Raw genomic sequence first — 18,912 nt, 5'->3', positions numbered from 1 at the left:
CGATGCACCGCACGCTACCGCCGACCGCCCCCGCGGCCGACCCCCCGGACGCCCCGGCGTACGCAGCCGCCGCGTCGCCACCCGCCCGCGCCCGCTCACCGGCGGCTCAGGCCGCGCGCCGCCAGCCGCGCCAGCGTCACCGCCCCCCGGCAGCCGTCCGGTACCAGGGCGGGGGTGAGGTCCAGGGGGCCGAGCCGGGACAGGAGCGGAGGGGTCAGGGGGCCCGTCGGGCCGAGGAGGCCGCCGGTGAGGACGATCCGTTCGCCGGGCCGGGGGGCGAGGGCGTGGACGAGGTCCGTCAGGTGGTCCGCCGCCGTCGCCAGGACGGCACCGGCCACCGCGTCGCCGTCGACCGCGGCCGTGGCCACCAGCGGCGCGAGTTCGGCGAGCCCCACCGGGTGCCGCCCCATCACGGCGGGCAGCAGCCGCATCCGGTACGCCTCCCGGCGTTCGCGGTCCCAGCCGGTGCCGTCGTACGGGACGGGCGGCAGCACGTCCGGGGGGACGCCGAGGGCGTGCCCGACCGACCGGGTCAGGGTCGTCGGCCCGCCCCGGCCGTCCGCCGCCCGCAGGGCCGCCCGCACCGCCTCGCGCCCCATCCAGAAGCCGGAGCCGTCGTCGCCGAGCAGCCATCCGTCGCCGCCCGCGGTGGCGCCGCACACCCGCCCGGTGACGCGGACGGCGACGGCGCCCGTGCCGGCGATGACGGCGATGCCGTCGGCGGGGCCGCCCGGCGCGGAGGCGAACGCGACCTCGGCGTCGCCGTGCACCTCGACGGCCCCGGCGCCGATCCCCGTCCGGCGCAGCGCGGCGGTGAGGGCGGCGTGCGCGCGCAGGTGCCCGGGTTCGTCGGCCGGCGGCCGGGAGGCACCGGCGAAGCCGCCCGCGACGGCCACCACCCGGCCGCGCAGCTCCGGCGGGACGGCGGCGGCCAGCGCGGCGGCGAGATGGCGGGTGAGGTCGGCCTCGGACACGCTCAGCGCGTTCCCCGGCCCGCCCCGCCCCTCGCCGAGGGGTGGGCCGCCGGACAGGGGCGCCAGGACGGCCCGGGTGCGGGTGCCCCCGGCGTCGACGCCGACGACGTACGCGGGCGCACCGGCATGGTCGGCGGTCATGGCCGTCCATCGTGCGGGACCGGTGGACACCGGGACAAGGAGCGTGCGCGCTACTCGTCGCCGAAGCGCAGCACCGCGACGGTGATGTTGTCGGGCCCGCCCGCCTCGATCGCGGCCCGCCACAGTTCGAAGGCGGCCCGGCCGTCGTCGTGCTCGCGCAGGATCGCGTGCACCGTGTCGGGGGGCACCGGGTCCGTCAGGCCGTCCGAGCACACGACGTACCGCGTGCCGGGCACGAGGGGTTCGGTGCTGACGTGCGGATGGACCTCGCGGAAGGTGGGTGAGCCGCCGAGGCACTGGGTGACCAGGGACGTCGTACGGCCGGGCGGGTGCGGCGGGTTGTCGTCGACGCTGACCTGCCGCAGGCCGTCGCCGTCGGCCGCGAGGACCTGGCTGTCGCCCACGTTGAAGACGAGCACGCTGTCCTCGCCCACGACCACGCCGGCGACCGTCGTCCCCATGGCGGTCAGTTCGGTCCGCTCGTCGCCGCCGGCGGCCTGGTACACGGCCCGGTTGCAGGCGTTCAGGGCGTCGCGGACGGCGACCTCGCTGCCGAGGGCGGGGCCGAGCATCGCGATCCGGCGCACGACCAGCGAGCTGGCCAGGTCACCGCCGGGATGTCCGCCGAGCCCGTCGGCGACGGCCACGACGAGGGGGGTGCCGAGCGGGAAGACGAGGGTCTGGGGGCTCTCGGTGACCGTGGCGCAGAGCGTCCACGGTCCGACGGCCAGACTGTCCTCGTTGCGCTCGCGCAGCAGTCCGGGATGGGTGATCGCGCTCACCGCGGCGTACGGCATGCGGCGCCACCGCCTTCCGTACCGGGCGCACCGCCGACAAAGGGGCCTGTAACGAGTCTAGGAACACGCACGGCCCGGACGCACGCGCGGCCGGGGTCGGGCCCCGGCCGCGCGTGTCCGGCTGTCAGCCCTCGGCGGGCGTCAGCCGCAGCGAGATGCTGTTGATGCAGTACCGCTGGTCGGTCGGCGTCGGATACCCCTCGCCCTCGAAGACGTGCCCGAGGTGGGACCCGCACCGGGCGCACCGCACCTCGGTGCGCACCATCCCGTGCGAGCGGTCCTCGATCAGCTCCACCGCGTCGGTGTCCTTCGGGTCGTAGAAGGACGGCCAGCCGCAGTGCGACTCGAACTTGGTGGCGGACGTGAACAGCTCCGCCCCGCAGGCGCGGCAGGAGTACACGCCCTCGGTCTTGGTGTCGGTGTACTCACCGGTGAAGGCGGGTTCCGTACCGGCCTGGCGCAGCACGGCGTACTCGGCCGGGCTGAGTTCCGCGCGCCACTCCTCGTCCGGCTTCTCTACGTCGTACGACATGGGTGTGTGCCCCTCACTTCGACAGGCGGTCCAGGATGAGCGGGCCGAGGTCGGTGACATCGCCCGCGCCCATGGTGAGAACGAGATCACCGGGCTTCGTCATTCCCGCGACCAGCGAGGGCACCTCGCCCTTGTCGTGCACGGGGGTCACGTCGGCCCCGGCCGCGCGGGCGGCGTCGACGACGAGCGCGCTGGTGATGCCCGGGATCGGGTCCTCGCGAGCCGGGTAGATGTCCAGGACCAGCGAGGCGTCGGCGAGGGCCAGGGCCTCGCCCATCTCCTTGCCGAGCTCCTGGGTGCGGGAGAAGAGGTGGGGCTGGTAGACGACCAGGATGCGGGCGTCGCCGGCGGCGGCCCGCATGGCCTGGAGGTCGGCCGTCATCTCGGTCGGGTGGTGGGCGTAGGAGTCGATGACCTGCGCGCCGGCGGCCTCGCCCTTGAGCTGGAGCCGCCGCTTCACACCGGTGTACGCGGCGATCGCGGGGGCCAGCTCGGCGGCCGGGATGCCGAGCGCCGCGCCCGCCGCGAGGGCGGCGACGGCGTTCAGGGCGTAGTGGCGGCCGGGGACGGAGACCGTGAAGGTGAGCTCCTGGCCGTCCAGGAGGACGGTGACCTCGCTCTTGAGGCCCTGCGGCACCACGGACAGGACCCGCACGTCGGCGTCGGGCGCCTCGCCGTACGTCACGACGCGCGGCCCGCGCCCGGCGACCCGGCGGGTCAGTTCCCGGGCGCCGTCCTGGTCGGCGGAGATCACCAGGGTGCCGCCCTCGGTGATCCGGTCGGCGAACGTCACGAAGGACTCGTAGATCTCCTCCAGCGACGCGTAGTTCGCGTGGTGGTCGAGCTCGACGTTGAGGACGATCGCGACATCGGGGGCGTACTTGTGGAAGCTGCGGTCCGACTCGTCCGCCTCGGCGACGAAGATGTCGCCGTCGCCGTGCAGCGCGTTGGAGCCGGGCGCGTCCAGGTCGCCGCCGATGGCGTACGAGGGGCGCAGGCCCAGCTCGGTGAGGGAGACGGCCAGCATGGAGGTGGTGGTCGTCTTGCCGTGGGTGCCGGCGACGGCGATCGGGCGCAGTCCGTCCATCAGCGCGGCGAGCGCGTCGGAGCGGTGCACCACGGGGACGCCCAGCTCGGCGGCGCGTGCCAGCTCGGGGTTGTCCTGCCGGATCGCCGACGACACCACGACGCAGCTGGCGTCGTCGGCGAGGTGCTCGGTGGCGTGCCCGATGTGCACGGTGACGCCGAGCGCCCGCAGCGCCTCGGCGGTCGCGGACTCCTTGGCGTCGCTGCCGGCCACCGCGGCCCCGCGCTGCGCGAGGATCTTCGCGATGCCCGACATGCCGGCCCCGCCGATGCCGATGAAGTGCGGTCGGTCCATGGCGGGGGGAAGGCCGGGTGCCATGCGTGTCTCCCAGGAGTGCGATACGACGGTGAGGCCCCAGCCTATTAGCAGGCGGCGGGCCCACCGCCCGGGGGCGCTCCCGGCCCTCCTCAGGCCTTGCTGTGCGAGAACAGCTTCAGCACCGGCACGCCCACCTTGTGCCGGGCCCGCGAGGCCCAGTCCCGGTGGAAGAACTCCTCCACGTAGTGCGGGTCGGTCAGCACGATGACCTCGTCGGCCCCGACCTCGCGGACGACGTCCTTGAGCGCGTCCAGCGGATGGTCCTCCAGGAGCCGGCCCTCGGCCTGGGCCCCGGCGGTGCGCAGGGCGGTGAGCGACACCTCCAGGGCGCGTTCGCCGGTGGTCAGCGCCTCCTCGCCCTCGGGGGTCTCGCCCTCGCGCACCGCCTCGTCCAGCTCGCCGAGCGCGATGTCGTCGATGGCGCGCAGCAGCCGGTCGGCCTGCTCGCCGCGCGGCTGGAGCAGTACGTGGAAGGCGACCTCCTCGTCGCCGTGCAAGGTGGTGACGAACTCCACGTCGGCGGACGTCAGGGCCTTCTCGATCATCAAAACGCTTGTGAACACCGGCGCCCCTTCTGCGGAAACCATCCTGCCCCGTGCGGACACGGGGACTGCGAAATGTAGTCTGCCCGGCCGAAGCCAAGCGGAACGGCCTATTCCGCCGTTTCCCGGGTCATGGCTCTGAGAACCCCTCCACGGCCCCCGCTAACCTCGCGGCCGCCGGTACCGGCCGAACAGGAAGCCGTCCTCCTCCAGCAGGGACGCCAGCTCGAACCGCAGCGGCACCGCCACCGAGGGCCCCCCGGCGATCCGCTGGGCGTCCCCTGCGGTCAGCATCGGCGAGATCGTCAGGCACAGCTCGTCGAGCACCCCGGCCGCCACGAACTGCCCGAGCAGCCGGGGGCCGCCCTCGGTCAGCAGCCGGGTGTGGCCGAGCCCGGCGAGGGCGGCCACGGCACGGGCGGGGTCGACACCGGCGCCCTCACCGGCGACCACCACCCGCGCGCCCGACCGCTCCGCCTCCGCCACCCGGTCCGCGGGCGCGGCGGCGCCGGTCAGCACCAGGGTCGGCACGAGGGGCGTGGTGAACAGCGGCAGAGCGAAGTCCAGGTCGAGGCTCGCGCTGATCACCGCGAGGGCGGGGGCGGGCCCCTGCCCGGCGGCGGCGCGCGCGTCCGCGAACTCGGCCCGCGCCCGAGCCGGGCGGTACCCCTCCTGGCGGACCGTTTCAGCACCGACGACCACGACGTCCGCGAGCGCCCGCAGCGTGCCGAAGATCCGCATGTCGGCCGCGCAGGAGATGGGCTGCGACCGCCCCTCGTGCTGGGCGGCGCCGTCGAGGGTGGACACCATGTTGCCCCGCAGCCAGGGGGTGCCCTCGCCGGGTCCGGCGTCCGGGTAGGCGTACACGGCGGCGAGCTCGGCCAGGCTCCACTCCCGGCCGGATCCGCTCCCCCCGGAAGCGCTCGGCGTCGTCTCGTCGGTCACAGGGAACAGGCGTCGCATGGCAAGGAGTGTGGCACGGCGCCCGGTCACCGCCCCGCCCTCCTGACGCACGCTCGCGCACGTCACCGGCGTGGACGCCGTCCGGGCGGGCGCCGGGGCGCGCCGGGCAGGCCCTACCATGGTGAACCGTGTCGTCCTCCTCCGCCGCGTCCCAGCCGAGCCCGATAGCCGAAGCGAGCCCGCTCTCCCTGTGCGCCCGCGAGCCGCGTGTACCGGCGGACCGGCTGGTCGCCGAGATGGTGCCGCCGCCGCGCTTCGACTCGGTCCGCTTCGGCACGTACATCCCGGACCCGAACCAGCCCAGCCAGACCGAGGCGGTGCAGGTCCTGGAGTCGTTCGCCGGCGGACTCGGCGGTGCCCACGCGAGCGGCGGCGGCAAGCCCCGGCGCGGTCTGCTCGGCTTCGGCCGGGCGAAGGCGCCGAAGGCCCCGGCGGGACCGCGCGGCGTCTACCTCGACGGCGGCTACGGCGTCGGCAAGACCCATCTGCTCGCCTCCCTGTGGCACGCCACCCCGGCCGAGCCGTCCCTGAAGGCGTTCGGCACCTTCGTGGAGTTGACGAACCTGGTCGGCGCGCTCGGCTTCCAGCAGACCGCGCAGACCCTCTCCGGGCACCGTCTGCTCTGCATCGACGAGTTCGAGCTGGACGACCCGGGCGACACCGTCCTCGTCTCCACCCTGCTCGGCAAGCTGGTCGACGCGGGCGTCGCGCTCGCCGCCACCTCCAACACCCTGCCCGGCAAGCTCGGCGAGGGCCGCTTCGCGGCGGCCGACTTCCTGCGCGAGATCCAGGGCCTGTCGGCCCACTTCCGCGCGCTGCGCATCGACGGCGAGGACTACCGCCACCGCGGTCTGCCGCAGGCCCCGGCCCCGTTCTCCGACGAGCAGGTGACCCGGGCGGCGTACGCGACCGAGGGCGCCTCGCTCGACGACTTCCCCGGGCTGCTGGAGCATCTGGCGCGGGTCCACCCGAGCCGCTACGGCGCGCTGACGGACGGCCTGAAGGCGGTCTGCCTCACCGGGGTGCGGCCGGTCCCAGACCAGTCCACCGCCCTGCGCCTGGTGGTGCTCGCCGACCGGCTCTACGACCGTGAGGTCCCGGTCCTGGCCTCGGGGCTGCCCTTCGACCGGCTGTTCAGCGAGGAGATGCTGAACGGCGGCTACCGCAAGAAGTACTTCCGTGCCATCTCCCGGCTGACGGCGCTGGCCCGCGACGCGCGGGGGCTCGTGGCCGGCTGACGGCCGCCTCGGCGCAACCCTCCGGCGCACAGCGGGAGTTCAGGCCATATCACCCTCTCCTTTGAGGCGCTTCACGGCGTGGAGCGTCCGGTTGAGCATGCAAACAACCTCGCCGGGTTACCTTCATCCTTGACCAACGGTTGACCAGCCGTTGGCCGGTACATGAGGTGCGTACGGGCCGAAGGGGGGCGCATGTTCCGAGGTGGGACGACCAGAACCGGTTTCCCTCTCCCCGCCCCCCATCGGTTCGCACCCTCTCTCCTCGCACCCTCCGCCTTCTTCGCATCCGCGTATACGACCCGTGAAGCAAAGGCCAAGGCTCACCCCGGAGGAGTCACCCCCCATGCAGCCCCTCGTCGACCATGCCCGTACGGGCGGACAGCGCCCTGAGGAGTTCACCCCGCCGGCCGCGGGACCGTCACACCGGGTCCCCTCCATCAACGTCGAGGCGCCGTGACCGCCCGGCGCGCCGCGTTCCCCCACATACGGCGGGACCTCGCCGCCTCCCTGGTGGTGTTCCTGGTCGCGCTGCCGCTGTGCGCCGGGGTGGCCGTCGCCTCCGGGGTCCCCGCCGAGCTGGGGCTCGTCACCGGCATCGTGGGCGGCGTCGTCACCGGCCTGCTGCGCGGCAGCACCCTGCAGGTCTCCGGTCCCGCCGCAGGTCTGACCGTGCTGGTGCTGGAGGCGGTGCGGGAGTTCGGGCTGACGGCCCTCGGCGTCCTGGTGCTCGCCACCGGCCTGCTCCAGATCCTCATGGGCGCCCTGCGGCTGGGCCGCTGGTTCCGGGCCATCTCGGTCTCCGTCGTCGAGGGCATGCTGGCCGGGATCGGCCTGGTGCTGATCGCCGGGCAGCTCTACTCGGTCGCCGACACCGAGGCGCCCGCCTCGGGCACCGAGCGGCTGGCCGGGCTGCCCGGCACGCTCGCCCGGGCCGCCGGGGACCCGGAGACGCTGGCCGCGATCGGGCTGGGCGCCGGCACGGTCGCCGTCCTGGTGCTCTGGCCGCGGATGCCGCGCCGGGTGCGCGCGCTCCCCGGCCCGCTCGCGGCCGTCGCGCTGGCCACGGCGGCCACGGCCGCGTTCTCGCTGCCGGTCGCCACCGTCGAGGTCGAGGGCCTGCTGGGCGCCGTCCAGCCGCCCGGCGCGGACGCCCTCGGCATCCTGGCCGACCCGGCGGCCTACGCCACGATCATCGCCTTCACGCTGATCGCCTCCGCCGAGTCGCTGTTCAGCGCCGCGGCCGTGGACCGGATGCACGACGGCCCCCGTACCCGCTACGACCAGGAGCTGATGGCGCAGGGCACGGGCAACGCCGTCTGCGGCCTGCTGGGCGCCCTGCCGATGACGGCGGTCATCGTGCGCAGCGCGGCGAACGTGCGGGCGGGGGCGCGGACCCGGGCGGCCCGCGTCCTGCACGGCGTCTGGCTGCTGGTGTTCGCGGCGCTGCTGCCGGCCACGCTCGGACTGCTGCCGCTGCCCGCGCTGGCCGGGGTCCTGCTGCACGCGGGCTGGAAGCTGATCCCGTTCCGGGGGCTGCTGACGCTGTGGCGGGGCGAGCGGGGCGAGGCGCTGATCCTCGTCGCCACGGCGGTGTCGATCGTCGCGCTGAACATGTTCGAGGGCGTGCTGATCGGTCTCGCCCTGTCGGTGGCCAAGGCCGCCTGGGGCGCCTCGCACGTCCGGCTGGAGATCCGGGACCTGGGCGCCGGGCCGGTCCGGGCGCGACTGTCGGGCAACGCGACCTTCCTGCGGCTGCCGAAGATCCTCGACAGTCTGGAGGCCCTGCCGCAGGACCGCCCGGTGGAGCTCGACCTGTCCGGCCTGCACCACCTCGACCACGCCTGCCGCACGGCCCTGGAGAACTGGGCCGAGCGGCACAGCGCGGCGGGCACCCCGCCCGTACGCCTCACCGCCCGCTGACCCGGCCCGCCCGCCCGTCCGGTGGCCTTGTGGCCCCACGACAGCGGGCGGGCATATCGTTGCAGGGACGTAGGAATCGGGCCTCTCCGCGAGGAGGTCGACATGGTCGAGGAGCTGCTGGGCGCCGCCGCCGGAGTGGCCGCCGTCGGGGTCGTCTACGTGGCCGCGGCGGCCCGTGTGGTCAAGCAGTACGAGCGCGGGGTGGTGCTGCGGCTCGGGCGGCTCGCCGGGGAGGTGCGCCCGCCGGGGTTCACGATGATCGTTCCGTTCGTGGACCGGCTGCACAAGGTCAACATGCAGATCGTGACGCTGCCGGTGCCGGGCCAGGAGGGCATCACCCGCGACAACGTGACCGTGCGGGTGGACGCGGTCGTGTACTTCAAGGTGGTCGACGCCGCGAGCGCCCTGATCACGGTCGAGGACTACAAGTACGCGGTCTCGCAGATGGCGCAGACGTCGCTGCGCTCCATCATCGGCAAGAGCGACCTGGACGACCTGCTCTCCAACCGGGAGAAGCTGAACCAGGGCCTGGAGCTGATGATCGACAGCCCGGCGATCGGCTGGGGCGTGCAGGTGGACCGCGTCGAGATCAAGGACGTGTCCCTGCCGGAGTCGATGAAGCGCTCGATGGCCCGCCAGGCCGAGGCGGACCGCGAGCGGCGGGCCCGGATCATCAACGCGGACGCCGAGCTCCAGGCCTCCCGCAAACTCGCCGACGCCGCCCGGCAGATGGCCGAGACGCCCTCCGCGCTCCAGCTGCGGCTGCTGCAGACGGTGATGGCGGTGGCCGCGGAGAAGAACTCCACGCTCGTCCTGCCGATCCCGGTGGAGCTGCTGCGCTTCCTGGAGCGGGGCGAGGACCACGTGGCCCACGCGGAGCGCCAGGCGCCCGCGCCCGCCGCCCGCCCGGCCGGGGACCCGCCGGAGGCGGCCGGGGACGCGTCGGCCGAGGACGCGCCGAAGGCCGTCGAACCGCCCCCGGAGCGCACGGTCGAACGGACGATCGACGACATCATCGGTGACGCGCAAGGGAAGTGACACGAGCTACAGGCGTGGTTCCCGCGAGTCCCGCCAGGTGATAGACACGGCTGGGTCACATCTCCTGTCCGCCAGCAGGAAGGTTGTTCCCCCCATGTCCGCAACCGCATCCGCACCCGGCGGCTCCGGCTCGACCCGCCGTCAGCTCCTGGCCCGTACCGGCGCGTTGGGCGTCTCCATCGCCTTCGCCGGGAACGTCACCGAACTCTTCACCGGCACCGCCGCCGCCCAGAACCTGGGTCACTCCGGCTACGGCCCGCTGGTCCCCGACCCCAAGGGTCTGCTCGACCTGCCAAAAGGTTTCTCTTACCGGGTGCTCTCCCGTGAGGGCGACCAGCTCCGCTCCGGTGAGGGCAAGGTGCCCTCCCACTGCGACGGCATGTCCGCCTTCGGCGCCCGCTCCGGCCGCGTCCACCTGGTCCGCAACCACGAGAACCGCTCGGACGCCGCGATCCCCGTCCCCACCGTCAAGGGCCTGACCTACGACCCGGAGGGCAAGGGCGGCTGTACGGCGCTGACCCTGGACGGGCGCGACCACGTGCTGTCCGAGCGGGTCGCCATCGCCGGCACCGCCGTCAACTGCGCGGGCGGCCCGACCCCTTGGGGCACCTGGCTGACCTGCGAGGAGACCGAGGACAAGGCCGGCACCAACGGCTACACCAAGGACCACGGCTTCATCTTCGAGGTCGATCCCGACAACCCGCACCGCTCGGGCGCGGTCCCGCTCACCGCCATGGGCCGCTTCCAGCACGAGGCCATCGCGGTCGACCCGAAGCGCGGGATCGTCTACGAGACCGAGGACGCGTTCGAGCGGCCGTTCGGGCTGTTCTACCGCTTCCTGCCCGAACGGCCGCGGGGCGGCCTCGGCTCGCTGCGCGCCGGCGGGCGCCTGCAGGCCATGCGGGTGCCGGGCGTGCCCGACCTGTCCACGATCCAGGAGACGGGCACCACGTTCGACCGCGTCGAGTGGGTGGACGTGCCCGACCCGCTCGCCGCCGAGACCGCGATCCGCTTCCAGGACTTCGGCCCGAAGGGCATCACCCACGCGCAGAAGCTCGAGGGCTGTTACTGGGGCGGGCGGTCGGTGTACTTCGTGTCGTCCTTCGCCCGCCGTTCCGACGGCTCGGCGGCCGACCACTACGGGCAGATCTGGCGCTACGACCCCGACGAGCGCCGGCTCACCCTGGTGATCGTCTTCGGCCCCGACACCGACGTCCAGCTCCCCGGCGAGTCCCCGGACAACATCTGCCTCGCCCCCAGCGGCGGCCTGATGGTGTGCGAGGACGGCAACGGCGCCCAGCACGTCTTCGGTGTGACCCGGCGCGGGGAGGTGTACGCGATGGCGCGCAACGCCCAGAACATCAACACCCCGGAGGAGCCGGAGTGGGGTGAGTTCGCCGGTGTCACCTTCTCCCCCGACGGCGGCACGATGTACGTCAACTGCTACGACCCCGGGACCACCTTCGCGGTGACGGGACCCTGGCGCCGCTGACCCGGCGTACCTGACCGGCCGGCCGGTGGGGGCGCCACCCGGCACCCCTCCACCGACCGGCCGGGTGACTCCGGCCCGGCGCCCCCGCCGGCGCACCGGAATGTCCATCTGATCCTCATATGGTCGAGCGGTGATCATTCGCGTCCGGCGCATCGCCGCCGTCTGCGCCCTCGGCACGGCGCTCACCGCACTCGCCGCGTGCTCGGCACCGCAGCCGGTCCGCGCCCCGCGCGCCATCCCCGGCTCCGCCGTCGCCTCGGCCTCGGCCTCGCCCGCGGCGGGCCCGCCGACCCTCGCCCCCGGTCCCGTGGGCCTGACCCCGGTCTTCGAGCACGGCCCCCGCACCGGTGACCGGGCGATCGCCCTGACCTTCGACGCCGACATGACCGCCGACCAGGGGCCGCGCGCGGAACAGGGCGAGCGGTTCGACAACCCGGGGCTGATCGCGGCCCTGCGGGAGCTGAAGGTGCCGGCCACCGTGTTCATGACGGGCCGGTGGGCCGAGCAGTACCCGCGGCAGGCCCGCTCCCTCGGCCGCGACCCCCTCTTCGAGATCGCCAACCACTCCTACAGCCACTACGCCTTCACCGAGGACTGCTACGGCCTGCCGACCGTGGACGAGGAGCGGATGCGCGCCGACGTGGAGCGGGCCTACGCGGCCTTCCGCGCGGCCGGTGTGCGCGACGCGATGCCGTACTTCCGCTTCCCCGGCGGCTGTCACGACACCCGGGCGCTGCGGGCCCTGACCCCGGCCGGTGTCACGGCCGTGCAGTGGGACGTGGTGAGCGGGGACGCCTTCGCCACGGACGCCGGCGCGGTCGCCCGGGACGTCCTGGACGGGGTGCGGCCCGGATCGGTGGTGGTGCTGCACTGCACGCTGAGCGCGGCCCCGACGACGGAGCGCGTGGTGCGCGAGGTGGTGCCGGAGCTGCGCGGGAAGGGCTACCGGTTCGTGAAGGTGTCCGAGCTGATCGGCGCCTCGGGCGATCGCCGCTGACCGTTCTACGCTGGAGGCATGAGCGAGGACTACTGCACGATCGTCGACGTGGTGAAGCCGCCGAAGGCGGACGGGCCGCCGTACGCGGAGTGCGTGCTGTGCCGGGAGCCGACGGAGTACCCGGAGTCGTACAAGGGCATCACGCTCTGCCCGGTCTGCGAGTGGCAGGAGGCGCAGCGCACGGCCTGCTCCGGCTGACCGCGTCGTCGGGCCGCCCGCCGGGTTGGCAGACTGGGACGTGTGAACAGTGAGCCCACGCCCGCCGGTGACAGCCCCTTCCGCTCCGAGTCGGAGGCGCGCGACAGCGCCCCGCAGTTCGTCCTGCCCCTGGTCGTACGGATCGAGCGTGCCGCTCCCCCGGCCCGCACCGACGCGCTGGAGACGTCGGCGCGGGCCGTCCTGGTGTTCCTGAGCGACGAGCGCTCCGTCGGCGAGGGCGAGTGGGCCCGGGCCGTCCGCGACTGGGAGGACGCGCGCATCCGCAAGGTCGTGCGGCGGGCGCGGGGCGCCGAGTGGCGGCGCGCCCAGGAGCTGCCCGGCATCACCGTCACCGGCAAGTCCGCGGAGGTGCGGGTGTTCCCGCCGGTCCCGCTGGACGGCTGGCCCAGGGACCTGGCGAAGCTCCAGGTGTCCGGCACCGACCTCGACGACCCGGAGCCGCCCGTGGCCGCCGGTCCCGGCGAGCCGGTGCTGTGGCTCAACCCGGACCTCGGCATGTCGGCCGGCAAGGCGATGGCGCAGACCGGGCACGCGGCGCAGCTCGCCTGGTGGGAGCTGCCGGACGCGGACCGGGACGCCTGGCGCGCGGCCGGGTTCCCGCTGGCCGTGCGGACCGCGGACCCGGTGCGCTGGCGGGAGCTGACGGAGTCCGGTCTGCCGCTGGTGCGGGACGCCGGGTTCACGGAGATCGCGCCGGGCTCCTGCACCGTCGTCGCCGACCACCCCGCGCTGCGCCGGGCGCCCGGCGCCTGAACGTTCCGGGCGTCCCCCGCGTACGGGACGGGGGCGGCGAACCTCAAATGTTGCTCTGAAGCCGGCACCCCGAGGGTTGGGGCGGGGCCGCGCGGGGCCATACCCCCGTCACGTCCGGCACGCCCGGGGAGGCGGACGGCGGACCGGCGCGAGGTGGAGGTGGGGACGATGGTGCGGCTGGGGACCGGGATCGGATGGCGTCCGGAGATCGCGGACGCCGTGGAGCGCATGCCGGGCATCGACTGGGTCGAGACGGTCGCCGAGAACGTCTGCCCCGGGCACCTCCCGGAGTCCCTGCTGCGGTTGCGGGAGCGCGGGGTGACCGTGGTCCCGCACGGTGTCTCCCTCGGCCTGGGCGGCGCCGAACGGCCCGACGAGGGGCGGCTGACCGCGCTCGCCGAGCGTGCGACGGCACTGGGCTCGCCGCTGGTCACCGAGCACATCGCGTTCGTGCGGGCGGGCGGGGCGCTCACCGCGTCCCCGCGTCTGGAGGCGGGGCACCTCCTGCCGGTGCCGCGCACCCGGGACGCCCTGGACGTGCTGTGCGAGAACGTGCGGATCGCGCAGGACGCGCTCCCGGTGCCGCTCGCCGTGGAGAACATCGCGGCCCTGTTCTCCTGGCCGGGCGAGGAGATGACGGAGGGCCAGTTCCTGTACGAACTGGCCGACCGCACGGGCGTACGGCTGCTGATCGACGTGGCCAACCTGCACACCAACCACGTCAACCGGGGCGAGGACCCCGCCAAGGCGCTCGCGGAACTGCCGCTGGAGGCCCTGGCGTACGTACATGTGGCGGGCGGCTTCGAGCGCGAGGGGGTGTGGCACGACAGCCACGCCCACCCGGTGCCCCGGCCGGTCCTCGACATCCTCACGGACCTCGCGTCCCGGGTGTCCCCGCCGGGGGTGCTGCTGGAGCGCGACGAGAACTTCCCCGCGCCGGCGGAGCTGGAGCGGGAGCTGGACACGATCCGGGAGGCGCTGGCGACCGGCGGGTCCCGGCGGGAAGCGGCCCCCGTGGAGCCGGCGCGGACGGGGGCTCCCGTGGTCGCCGGGGCACCCGCGCCGGTCCGGGAGCGCCTCGCACTGGCCCAGACGGCGCTGCTGTCCGCCCTCGTCGCGGGGACCCCGGCGCCGGAGGGCTTCGACCGGGTGCGGCTCGGGGTGCAGACGCGGGCGCTCGCCGGGAAGCGGGCGGACGTGGTGGCCAAGGTGGCGCCCGAGCTGCCGGTGATCCTCGGGGACGGCTACCGGCCGGCGTTCCTCGCCTACGCGCAGCGCAACCCGATGACCGGCGGCTACCGGCGGGACGCGCTGGACTTCGCCGGGCACCTCCTGGACGAGGGGCGGCCGGCGGACACGGGCGCCCGGGCGGAGCTGCGGGAGTGGTGGCGGGAGCGGTCGGGTCCGAGGCCGCGCTCGCGCCGCCCGGCGGTCCGGCTGGCGCGGGCCACGCGCCGGGTGCTGCTGCGCCGCTGACGGCCGTACCGCCCGAGTCCGGGCGTTTCCTCCCTGTACGTCGGATTCCGTGACGGCCGGCGGGCGTTGGCGTGGGCTCGAAGTAATATGCCCCTCCCATCCCCGAAGCGCACTGACGTGCGGTGCCGCGACAGGAGGCACCTCATGCGACCACGCCCTCCCCTCAAGGGCCAAGGCATCCTCAGCGGCACCGGTCTCATCGTCACGGGCCTGGTGGCCACCCTCGCGGCGATGATCTTCCCGGTCTGGTCGTACGCCGACCGGTCGGGGACCGGTCTCTCCGTGCTCAACGCCCAGAGCGTCACGACCGGCTACGGCCCCCTGTCGGCCCTCGACCGCGACTTCATCACGAAGGTCCGGCTCGCGGGCCTGTGGGAGCTGCCCGCCGGCCGGCTCGCCCAGCAGAAGGGCTCCACGGACGCCGTACGGACCGCCGGGCGGCACCTCGTCGAGGGACACACGTTCCTCGACGACCGGGTGCGCGAGGTGGCCGCCGCGCTCAGCCTCCAGCTGCCGGACGAGCCGACGGAGCAGCAGCGTGGGTGGCTGATGGAGCTGAGCGCGGCCGAAGGCGCCGACTTCGACCAGAAGTTCGCGAACATCCTGCGGCTGGCGCACGGCAAGGTGTTCCCGGTCGTCGCCGAGGTGCGCGCCGGCACCCGCAACGCGCTGGTCCGCAAGCTGGCCGACGACGCCAACACGACCGTCCTGGACCACATCACGGTCCTGGAGGCCACCGGCCAGGTCGACTACGAGGCGCTGGCCCGGGACCTGGCCGCCGACAGCACCCCTCCGCTCGTCCCCTCCCCGGCGCCGCCCGGCCCGGTCGCCGACCCGCCCCCGGCGGTGCCGGCGAACCCGGACCCGTCGCCGTCGTACGCGCTGCCGCCGGCGGCCAGCAGTCCGCGCCCGTCCACCTCCCAGGAGCCGCAGGGCGGTTCGGGAACCTCCTGATCGCCGTCCGTCCCGATCCGGAACGTCACAACCTCGCACATCCGTGTCCGGATGGTGAACAAACCATGGCGCCACGCCGTGCTTCTGGCATAGAAAAACGGCATGTTCTGGGTCCTTCTCCTGCTGCTGGCCTGGGCCGTCGCCGGTACGGCCTGCACCCGGCTGTGCCTCGCCGCCGTACGCGCCGCGGCCGCGGACGTGAACGGCGCGCCCGCCGCCCGGCGGCACGATCTGACCCTGTACGAGGCCGCGTTCCTGTCCGGCGGGCCTCGCCGGGTCGCCGACCTGACCCTCGTCTCGATGGCCCGGCAGCGCCGGCTGCTGCTCGCGCACACCGGGTGGGCGACCGTGGTCGATCCGCGCGGCCGCGACGACATGGAGCGTTCGGTGATCGGGGCCATCGGACCCGAGGGCCAGTCGCGGATAGCGCCCGTGCGGGACCTGGCTGCCGCCGCCGACGCCGTCGGCAGCCTCGCCGACCGGCTGGTGGGCGCGGGCCTCGCCGTCCCCGACGGGCCGCGCCGCGACATCTCGGCGGCGATCCGTCAGGTGCGGTTCGCCGCTCTGACCGTGCCGCTCCTCGGCGCCATAGCGCTGCTGACGCCCGGCCGCGAGGACATGCCGGGGCAGCTGGTCGCCCTCTGGTTCGCGCTCCCCCTGGTCCTCACCGTGAGCTGCCTGGCCATCGCCCGCGTCGAGATCTCCCCGTACGCCCAGTGGGCCTCCCCGGCCGGGCAGCGGCTGCTGAGCTCCCTCGCCCGGCGCTCCCGGGGCGCCGACGACCGCACCTTCCTCACCGCCGTCGCCGTGCGCGGGGTGCGGGCCGTCGGCGAGCCGGAGCTGCGGGCGGCCTTCGCCCACCGCGACCCGGCCCCGGTGACCGACCGGCACCGCGACGGCACGTCCGGGATCGCGTGACGCATAGGGGGCATTGACGCCGACACCGGCGGGCGGTGCTTTACTTCCTCAACCGGCGAACGAAATATCCCTTCTGTTGCTGCCGTGCACCGAAGGGATACGCGATGCGAGCTGCCGCCCTCTACTCGGCCGCGGGGGCACTGCTCCTGACGACCCTGTCCGCCGCACCGGCGGGAGCCACCGGGGCCGCCCCCGGCTGGAGCGAGAGACACGGCACCGCGGTCGCCGCCCTGCGCGCCGAGACCGCCGGCATCGACTTCGGCGCCTGCCCCAAGAGCCAGGGCCTCCCGGAGAACGTGAAGTGCGGGACGGTGTCCGTCCCCCTCGACTACGCGCGCCCCTACGGCGAGCAGATCCGGCTCACCGTCAGCCGGGTGCGCGCCACCCACCGGGACCCGGGCAACAGCAAGCACCGGGTGCCGCGCAAGGGCGCCCTGGTCTACAACCCGGGCGGTCCGGGCGCCTCGGGACTGCACTTCCCGCTGATCGGGGTGCTGCCCGCGTGGAAGCGCCTGGCGGCCGCCTACGACCTGGTGGGCTACGCCCCGCGCGGGGTCGGGCCGTCCGCGAAACTGTCCTGCCAGGACCCGAAGCAGTACCTGAAGGCGCCGACCCTGGCGCCGGTCCACCCGACCGAGGCGGACAAGAAGGAGCGGATCGCGCGGGCCAAGGCGTACGCGAACGGCTGCGCCCGGCGGGCGGGCGGCGCGCTGCGGCACTACAACTCCCTGAACAACGCCCGCGACCTGGACGTCCTGCGCGCCGCGCTGGGCGAGCCGAAGCTGAACTTCATGGGCGCCTCGTACGGCACCTACTTCGGGGCTCTGTACGCGCACCTCTTCCCCACGCACGTACGGCGCATGGTGTTCGACTCGGCGGTGAACCCGGACCCCGCGCAGATCTGGTACCACAACAACCTCGCCCAGTCGGTGGCGTTCGAGAGCCGCTGGGCGGACTTCCGGGAGTGGGTGGCCCGGCACCACGCCGACTACGGACTCGGCCGCACCGCGGAGGCCGTGCAGCGCGGCTACGACAAGGCGCGGGCCCGGCTGGCGGCGAAGCCGGCCGGCGGGCGGGTCGGTCCGGGCCAGTTGCAGGAGGCGTTCCTGCAGGCCGGTTACTACGACGACTACTGGCCCTCGCGGGCGCGGGCGCTGTCGGCGTATCTGAAGGGCGACCCCAAGCCGCTGGTGGAGCTGGCGTCACCGGTGACGGAGGCCGCGGCCGAGGAGGAGAACACGAACGCCGTCTACACGGCCGTGGAGTGCAACGACGCGCCCTGGCCGACGGACTGGCGGGTGTGGGACCGGGACAACACGCGGCTCGCGCGGGTGGCGCCCTTCGAGACCTGGGACAACGCGTGGATGAACCTGCCGTGCGCGTTCTGGAAGGCGCCCCGGCAGCAGCCGGTGGACGTGCGGACCGGGCCGGGCGAGCTGCCGCCGGTCCTGATCCTGGCGGCGGAGCGGGACGCGGCCACCCCGTACGACGGGGCGCTGGAGATGCACCGCCGGCTGGCCGGTTCGGTGCTGGTGACCGAGCGCAACGCGGGGACGCACGGCATCGCGTACGGGCCCAACGCCTGCGTCAACGCGCACGTCGACGCCTATCTGCTGGAAGGGCGGCTCCCGGCGCGCCGGGCGTCCTGCGAGGGGCGCCCGCTGCCCGAACCGCAGCGCGCGGACGCGCGTACGGCGAAGCGGCCGGCCGCGACGAAGCCGGGTGAGCGGCCGAAGGCCGCCGGCTGAGCGACACGGCAGCACCGCACACGCGCGGAGGCCCGGGGGTTCACCCCGGGCCTCCGCGTGTGTGCGTCGCGGGTCAGGCCAGTCCGGCGACCAGGTCCGCCACCGACTTGCGGCGGCCGGTGTAGAAGGGGACCTCCTCGCGGACGTGCCGCCGCGCCTCCGAGGCGCGCAGGTGCCGCATCAGGTCGACGATGCGGTACAGCTCGTCGGCCTCGAAGGCGAGGATCCACTCGTAGTCGCCGAGGGAGAACGAGGCGACCGTGTTGGCGCGGACGTCGGGGTAGCCGCGGGCCATCTTGCCGTGGTCGGCGAGCATGCGGCGGCGGTCCTCGTCGGGCAGCAGGTACCAGTCGTAGGAGCGCACGAACGGGTAGACGCTGACGTAGTCGCGGGGCGTCTCGTCGGCGAGGAACGCCGGGATGTGCGAGCGGTTGAACTCGGCGGGGCGGTGCAGCGCCATGTTCGACCAGACGGGCTCCAGGGCGCGGCCCAGCCGGGTGCGGCGGAAGAGGTTGTACGCCTCCTGGAGCTGGTCGCTGGTCTCGGCGTGCCACCAGATCATGACGTCGGCGTCGGCGCGCAGACCGGAGACGTCGTAGGTGCCGCGGATGGTCACGTCCTTGGCGGCGAGCTGGTCGAACAGCTCCTGGACCTCGTCGGCGTAGCCCGAGCGGTCCTCCGGGAGCACGTCCTTCAGCTTGAAGACCGACCAGAGGGTGTAGCGGATGACCTCGTTGAGGTCCTTGGCCAGCTTGCCCTTGTTCGGGATCCTGCCGGTCTCGGGGGTGGAGGCGTCGTCACTCAT

General features: G+C 74.3%; 18 protein-coding genes. 11 read left to right on the top strand and 7 right to left on the bottom strand.

Features of this window, described 5'->3' with window-relative positions; translation table 11 throughout:
• Positions 1–95 precede the first annotated feature (95 nt).
• From F8R89_RS27325 to F8R89_RS27300, 6 genes are all read right to left on the bottom strand, one after another.
• The gene (locus tag F8R89_RS27325) at positions 96–1,115 is read right to left on the bottom strand and encodes an N-acetylglucosamine kinase (protein WP_151786429.1); all 1,020 of its coding nucleotides are present in this window, start codon (positions 1,113–1,115) and stop codon (positions 96–98) included.
• 50 nt (positions 1,116–1,165) lie between these two features.
• Positions 1,166–1,912: a PP2C family protein-serine/threonine phosphatase gene (locus F8R89_RS27320; protein WP_151786428.1), complete on the bottom strand. Its 747-nt coding sequence runs from the start codon at positions 1,910–1,912 to the stop codon at positions 1,166–1,168.
• A gap of 124 nt (positions 1,913–2,036) precedes the next feature.
• A complete protein-coding gene (gene msrB, locus F8R89_RS27315) occupies positions 2,037–2,444 on the bottom strand; it encodes a peptide-methionine (R)-S-oxide reductase MsrB (RefSeq protein ID WP_151786427.1) in 408 nt (135 codons plus the stop codon).
• A gap of 13 nt (positions 2,445–2,457) precedes the next feature.
• On the bottom strand, positions 2,458–3,849 hold the full coding sequence (murC, locus tag F8R89_RS27310; RefSeq protein WP_151786426.1) for a UDP-N-acetylmuramate--L-alanine ligase: 1,392 nt from the start codon (positions 3,847–3,849) through the stop codon (positions 2,458–2,460).
• An 89-nt stretch (positions 3,850–3,938) separates the two neighbouring features.
• Complete coding sequence (locus F8R89_RS27305) at positions 3,939–4,394, bottom strand: indole-3-glycerol phosphate synthase (protein WP_151786425.1); 456 nt, start codon at positions 4,392–4,394, stop codon at positions 3,939–3,941.
• 159 nt (positions 4,395–4,553) lie between these two features.
• A complete protein-coding gene (locus F8R89_RS27300; RefSeq protein ID WP_151786424.1) occupies positions 4,554–5,354 on the bottom strand; it encodes a pyrimidine reductase family protein in 801 nt (266 codons plus the stop codon).
• Positions 5,355–5,482: 128 nt separating this feature from the next.
• On the opposite strand from F8R89_RS27300, the gene zapE reads away from it, so the two are divergent.
• The 11 genes from zapE to F8R89_RS27245 all read left to right on the top strand — a co-directional run bounded on the left by zapE (position 5,483) and on the right by F8R89_RS27245 (position 18,107).
• On the top strand, positions 5,483–6,592 hold the full coding sequence (gene zapE / locus F8R89_RS27295; protein ID WP_151786423.1) for a cell division protein ZapE: 1,110 nt from the start codon (positions 5,483–5,485) through the stop codon (positions 6,590–6,592).
• A gap of 453 nt (positions 6,593–7,045) precedes the next feature.
• On the top strand, positions 7,046–8,512 hold the full coding sequence (locus F8R89_RS27290) for a SulP family inorganic anion transporter (protein ID WP_151786422.1): 1,467 nt from the start codon (positions 7,046–7,048) through the stop codon (positions 8,510–8,512).
• 102 nt (positions 8,513–8,614) lie between these two features.
• Positions 8,615–9,550 carry a slipin family protein gene (locus F8R89_RS27285; RefSeq protein WP_151786421.1) on the top strand — a complete coding sequence of 312 codons (936 nt, stop codon included), beginning with the start codon at positions 8,615–8,617 and terminating at the stop codon, positions 9,548–9,550.
• A gap of 94 nt (positions 9,551–9,644) precedes the next feature.
• Positions 9,645–11,042, top strand: coding sequence for a PhoX family protein (locus tag F8R89_RS27280; RefSeq protein WP_151786420.1), 1,398 nt, complete (start codon positions 9,645–9,647; stop codon positions 11,040–11,042).
• 130 nt (positions 11,043–11,172) lie between these two features.
• Positions 11,173–12,039, top strand: a complete 867-nt coding sequence (locus tag F8R89_RS27275) for a polysaccharide deacetylase family protein (protein ID WP_151786419.1) — start codon at positions 11,173–11,175, stop codon at positions 12,037–12,039.
• 18 nt (positions 12,040–12,057) lie between these two features.
• A complete protein-coding gene (locus F8R89_RS27270; RefSeq protein WP_151786418.1) occupies positions 12,058–12,237 on the top strand; it encodes a hypothetical protein in 180 nt (59 codons plus the stop codon).
• A gap of 42 nt (positions 12,238–12,279) precedes the next feature.
• On the top strand, positions 12,280–13,011 hold the full coding sequence (locus tag F8R89_RS27265) for a peptidyl-tRNA hydrolase (RefSeq protein WP_151786417.1): 732 nt from the start codon (positions 12,280–12,282) through the stop codon (positions 13,009–13,011).
• Positions 13,012–13,179: 168 nt separating this feature from the next.
• Complete coding sequence (locus F8R89_RS27260) at positions 13,180–14,487, top strand: DUF692 domain-containing protein (RefSeq protein ID WP_151786416.1); 1,308 nt, start codon at positions 13,180–13,182, stop codon at positions 14,485–14,487.
• A gap of 144 nt (positions 14,488–14,631) precedes the next feature.
• Complete coding sequence (locus F8R89_RS27255) at positions 14,632–15,441, top strand: DUF4142 domain-containing protein (protein ID WP_151786415.1); 810 nt, start codon at positions 14,632–14,634, stop codon at positions 15,439–15,441.
• A gap of 102 nt (positions 15,442–15,543) precedes the next feature.
• The gene (locus F8R89_RS27250) at positions 15,544–16,359 is read left to right on the top strand and encodes a TIGR04222 domain-containing membrane protein (RefSeq protein ID WP_151786414.1); all 816 of its coding nucleotides are present in this window, start codon (positions 15,544–15,546) and stop codon (positions 16,357–16,359) included.
• A 104-nt stretch (positions 16,360–16,463) separates the two neighbouring features.
• A complete protein-coding gene (locus F8R89_RS27245) occupies positions 16,464–18,107 on the top strand; it encodes an alpha/beta hydrolase (protein ID WP_151786413.1) in 1,644 nt (547 codons plus the stop codon).
• A 73-nt stretch (positions 18,108–18,180) separates the two neighbouring features.
• On the opposite strand, the gene hemQ is transcribed toward F8R89_RS27245, so the two are convergent.
• Complete coding sequence (hemQ, locus tag F8R89_RS27240; RefSeq protein WP_151786412.1) at positions 18,181–18,912, bottom strand: hydrogen peroxide-dependent heme synthase; 732 nt, start codon at positions 18,910–18,912, stop codon at positions 18,181–18,183.

The sequence above is a fragment of the Streptomyces sp. SS1-1 genome, assembly GCF_008973465.1.
Classification (GTDB): Bacteria; Actinomycetota; Actinomycetes; order Streptomycetales; family Streptomycetaceae; genus Streptomyces.
The sequence above is the reverse complement of the archived record's forward strand: the minus strand, read 5'-3'. Positions and strand labels throughout refer to the sequence as shown.